Origin of the sequence: Gemelliphila asaccharolytica (genome assembly GCF_001553005.1) — a bacterium.
Classification (GTDB): domain Bacteria; phylum Bacillota; class Bacilli; order Staphylococcales; family Gemellaceae; genus Gemelliphila; species Gemelliphila asaccharolytica.
This window is the reverse complement of record NZ_KQ959889.1, coordinates 1-3,360: the sequence shown is the minus strand read 5'-3', so window position 1 is coordinate 3,360 and position 3,360 is coordinate 1. Positions and strand designations below refer to the sequence as shown.

Annotated in this window: 5 protein-coding genes and 1 pseudogene; 2 read left to right on the top strand and 4 right to left on the bottom strand. The window is 24.7% G+C overall.

Annotation, left to right across the window (positions count from 1 at the left end):
• Positions 1–133 precede the first annotated feature (133 nt).
• Positions 134–946 (bottom strand): pyrroline-5-carboxylate reductase, encoded by an 813-nt coding sequence (gene proC / locus HMPREF1871_RS04120; RefSeq protein ID WP_066130367.1) that lies wholly within the window; start codon positions 944–946, stop codon positions 134–136.
• 511 nt (positions 947–1,457) lie between these two features.
• Here proC and HMPREF1871_RS06495 point away from each other — a divergent pair.
• Positions 1,458–1,574 carry a hypothetical protein gene (locus HMPREF1871_RS06495; protein WP_407919979.1) on the top strand — a complete coding sequence of 39 codons (117 nt, stop codon included), beginning with the start codon at positions 1,458–1,460 and terminating at the stop codon, positions 1,572–1,574.
• A gap of 230 nt (positions 1,575–1,804) precedes the next feature.
• Here HMPREF1871_RS06495 and rpsU read toward each other — a convergent pair whose 3' ends face one another.
• The 3 genes from rpsU to HMPREF1871_RS04105 all read right to left on the bottom strand — a co-directional run bounded on the left by rpsU (position 1,805) and on the right by HMPREF1871_RS04105 (position 2,890).
• Positions 1,805–1,978: a 30S ribosomal protein S21 gene (gene rpsU / locus HMPREF1871_RS04115; protein ID WP_066130366.1), complete on the bottom strand. Its 174-nt coding sequence runs from the start codon at positions 1,976–1,978 to the stop codon at positions 1,805–1,807.
• Positions 1,979–2,099: 121 nt separating this feature from the next.
• On the bottom strand, positions 2,100–2,624 hold the full coding sequence (locus tag HMPREF1871_RS04110; protein WP_066130365.1) for an FtsB family cell division protein: 525 nt from the start codon (positions 2,622–2,624) through the stop codon (positions 2,100–2,102).
• A gap of 11 nt (positions 2,625–2,635) precedes the next feature.
• Positions 2,636–2,890 carry an RNA-binding S4 domain-containing protein gene (locus HMPREF1871_RS04105; protein ID WP_066130364.1) on the bottom strand — a complete coding sequence of 85 codons (255 nt, stop codon included), beginning with the start codon at positions 2,888–2,890 and terminating at the stop codon, positions 2,636–2,638.
• Positions 2,891–3,051: 161 nt separating this feature from the next.
• Here HMPREF1871_RS04105 and HMPREF1871_RS04100 point away from each other — a divergent pair.
• Positions 3,052–3,360, top strand: a pseudogene (locus tag HMPREF1871_RS04100) (hypothetical protein); the annotation flags it as partial.

Genomic DNA, 3,360 nt, shown 5'->3' with positions numbered 1-3,360 from the left:
TCAAGAAAATTTTGACAATTCAACCTACTTTTTTTTATTTTTTCATAAAATATTAGAAAAAAAATTAAAAAGAAAAATAAAAAACTTAAAAAAATATATTTCCTAGAAAATAAAGAAAATATTCTTTACTTTATCAATTATTTTCCCCACTCATTTCCTCACTTTTTTTACAAGCACTAATTACTGCTTCCATTACGCTACTTCTAAAATTATTTTTTTCTAAACTTCTAACTGCTTCTATAGTAGTACCTTTTGGAGAACATACCATATCCTTTAATTTAGCTGGGTGAATATTTGTTTCAAGAACCATTTTACTTGCCCCTAAAACACTTTGAGCTGCCATTTTATATGCCAAATCTCTTTTCATGCCACAGCAAACAGCACCATCAGCCATAGCTTCTATAAACATATAAACATAGGCAGGACTAGACCCACAAACTCCTACAACTGCGTCAATTAATTTTTCATCAACAATTTCCACCATACCTAAAGTAGAAAAAATTCCTTTAACAAAAGCTAATTCCTCCCTCTCTACATTTTTATTAAGAGAAATCGTGCTAACACCTTCCCCTACTAAAAGTGGAGTATTTGGCATAACCCTTACAACCTTGGCATCCTTACCTAGATTTTTTTCCAAAAAATCTATTGTGATTCCTGCTGCTATAGATATTATAAGCTGATTTTTACTGTAGAATTTTTTTAATTCATCAGCTACCTCGCTCATAACCTGTGGTTTAACTGCTAATAAAATTACACTTGCATTTTTTGCTAATTCTTCTATACTTGTAGTTCCTGAAACATGATATTTTTTTTCTAAATTTTCTAATCTTTCTCCCTTAGGGTGATATATCTCAATATCCTCTCTTGCATAAATATTATTTTCTAATATCCCTTTTAAGATACTTCCTCCCATATTTCCTACACCTATTATACTCATCTTATTCATAACAATATCACTCCTTTAGCTAAATTATACCATATTTTAGAAATAAAAATATTCTTTTTTTAAATAAAATTATTTCTGATATATAACTGTTTTGTAAATAAAATTTATGAAATATATAAAAATACTAAAAATTTAAAATTTTTTTCATATTATACCTTAGGTATATTAATTCTTTTTATACTCCGTTTTATTAAGGGTTTGTAATATTTAAGTTAAAATAACTTTTTAAAAATTATCATTAAATTTATGTTGAAAATGTTGAATTTAGGTGTTATAATTTTTATGTAGTAATCTATTATATAATAAATTTACTAGATAAAATATTTATTAAAATAAGACGACATTCATTATTATTTTATAATAGGTTTTCTATTGATTTTAAGATAAACAAAATTTTTAAAAATTTTATTTTTCTTAATATCCTCTTCCATTTTAAGACACTACTTTTTGGGGAAGTGGTGTCTTTTTTGAATTTGAAAAAATTTTTTTTATAAAATTCTCCTCTTTTTCTATGCCTTTAAAATTTTTAAGGAATAGCTACTACTTTGACGCAAACGGCTATATGTTAGCAGATGAGCCCACCCCAGACAGTTACTATGTCGACGCAAATGGTGCATGGGTTAAATAGAAAGAAAAAAAAATAAGCATAAAGGAATCTATCCTTTATGCCTATTTTTTTACCATATTTAAAAAACAAAATTTTTTATGAATAATCTTTAAAAAATAAATTTAATGAACAACATAAAAAAAATAAATATAATTATTTCTAAAATTTTTAATTTAAAAAATAAAAAAAGACCCTTATTATACCTAAGGGTCTTTAATCTAAAAAGAGGGAATTTTTTAGATTAAATATTTTTAGAATTTGCGTTTTCTTGCAGCCTCTGATTTTTTTTTACGACGTACGCTTGGTTTTTCATAAAACTCACGTTTACGTACTTCTTGAATAGTACCATTTTTAGAAACAGCACGTTTAAAACGACGAAGTGCGTCTTCTAAAGTTTCATTTTTGCGAACTATAGTTTTTGACATCTGGATTTCCCTCCCTCCGAAATAAAAAATCTGTATGTTTGTTATATATCAATAAACACATTGTAATTTTCAATTACGTTAATATTTTATATTATTTTATCAGTATTGTCAACAAACTAATCTAATTACTTTCTTTTTCTTTTGTTTTTTTGTCTTTTTTATCTATTTTATTTTCTTTATCGTCTTTTTTTCCTAAGATTTTATTATCGTCTATTAATTTGCTCTTATCTATATTTGCTAACTGTTCGTCTATATCGTCAGTTATAATTGATTTTGAATATTCGGCTAAATAATTTTCTTTATTAGGTAAATTAAATATTATTTCTCCATCATACCCTAGTCCATACGCTTCTCTTGCAAAGTCCATAATAAAATAAGGGTCTTTTAGTTTATTTATTATCAGCTCATTTTTTTTATTAGTTAATTCTAAATCTTTTATTCTTTGCTCCTGTTTGCTTATATGTTCTTGTAAATTAGCTTTTTGTCTAGAGTACATGAAAGACTTAGTTAATGTTATTAAAAGCAAAAATAAACATACAAAAATAATTATATAAGCTCGTTTTTTTCTATATTTCATTTTTGCTTTAAACACATCACGAGCAAAATTTTTATCATTTTTTTTTATACCTGCTGGCTTTACTGACATTTAAATACTCCTTATTTTTCTTCTTGTGATATTATTTTAAACATTTCTGTTGCATCTTCTTTTTTTGTGCTATCTTTGAGTATTAAAACTTCATACGTTACAACTTTTTTGGCAAAAAATATTTTTATTCTATCACCTATTTTTAATGGTGATGACGGTTTTGCCTTTTTTTCATTTACTTCTATATACCCTTTTTTTATTATTTCATTTGCTACTGTTCTTCTTTTTATTATTCTAGAAACCTTTAAGAATTTATCTAATCTCATAATATCTCCTTTTAATTTCTATTATTGCATATTAGATTATTTTTGTAAATTAGAAATTAATATATTCTCACTAAAATATAGTTTATCTAAAGGTCTATTTGTTTATTTTTGTAATTTTGTTGTATAATAAATAATGAATTAAAATTAAGAAAGGAGAGATTATGCAAAAAAATTATTTAAATTTTAAAAAATCAATAAAATATTTAACTACTATTACTTTTTCATTTGTCTTTTTATTTTCTTTGGTGCCGAACAATAGTGGTTTTGCTTATGATAAAGATAATAAAGATAATAAAGTATCTCAAAATAAATATTCGCAAGATAATTTATATAGTAATCATCAAGATACTTTTTTTAAAAATGATGAAGGCTATAAAAATATAAAAGGTGAGTGGATCCTAAATTCTACTGGCTGGTGGTATAAATACTCTGACGGTAGCTTTCCTTTTAATACATGGAAAAATATTGAT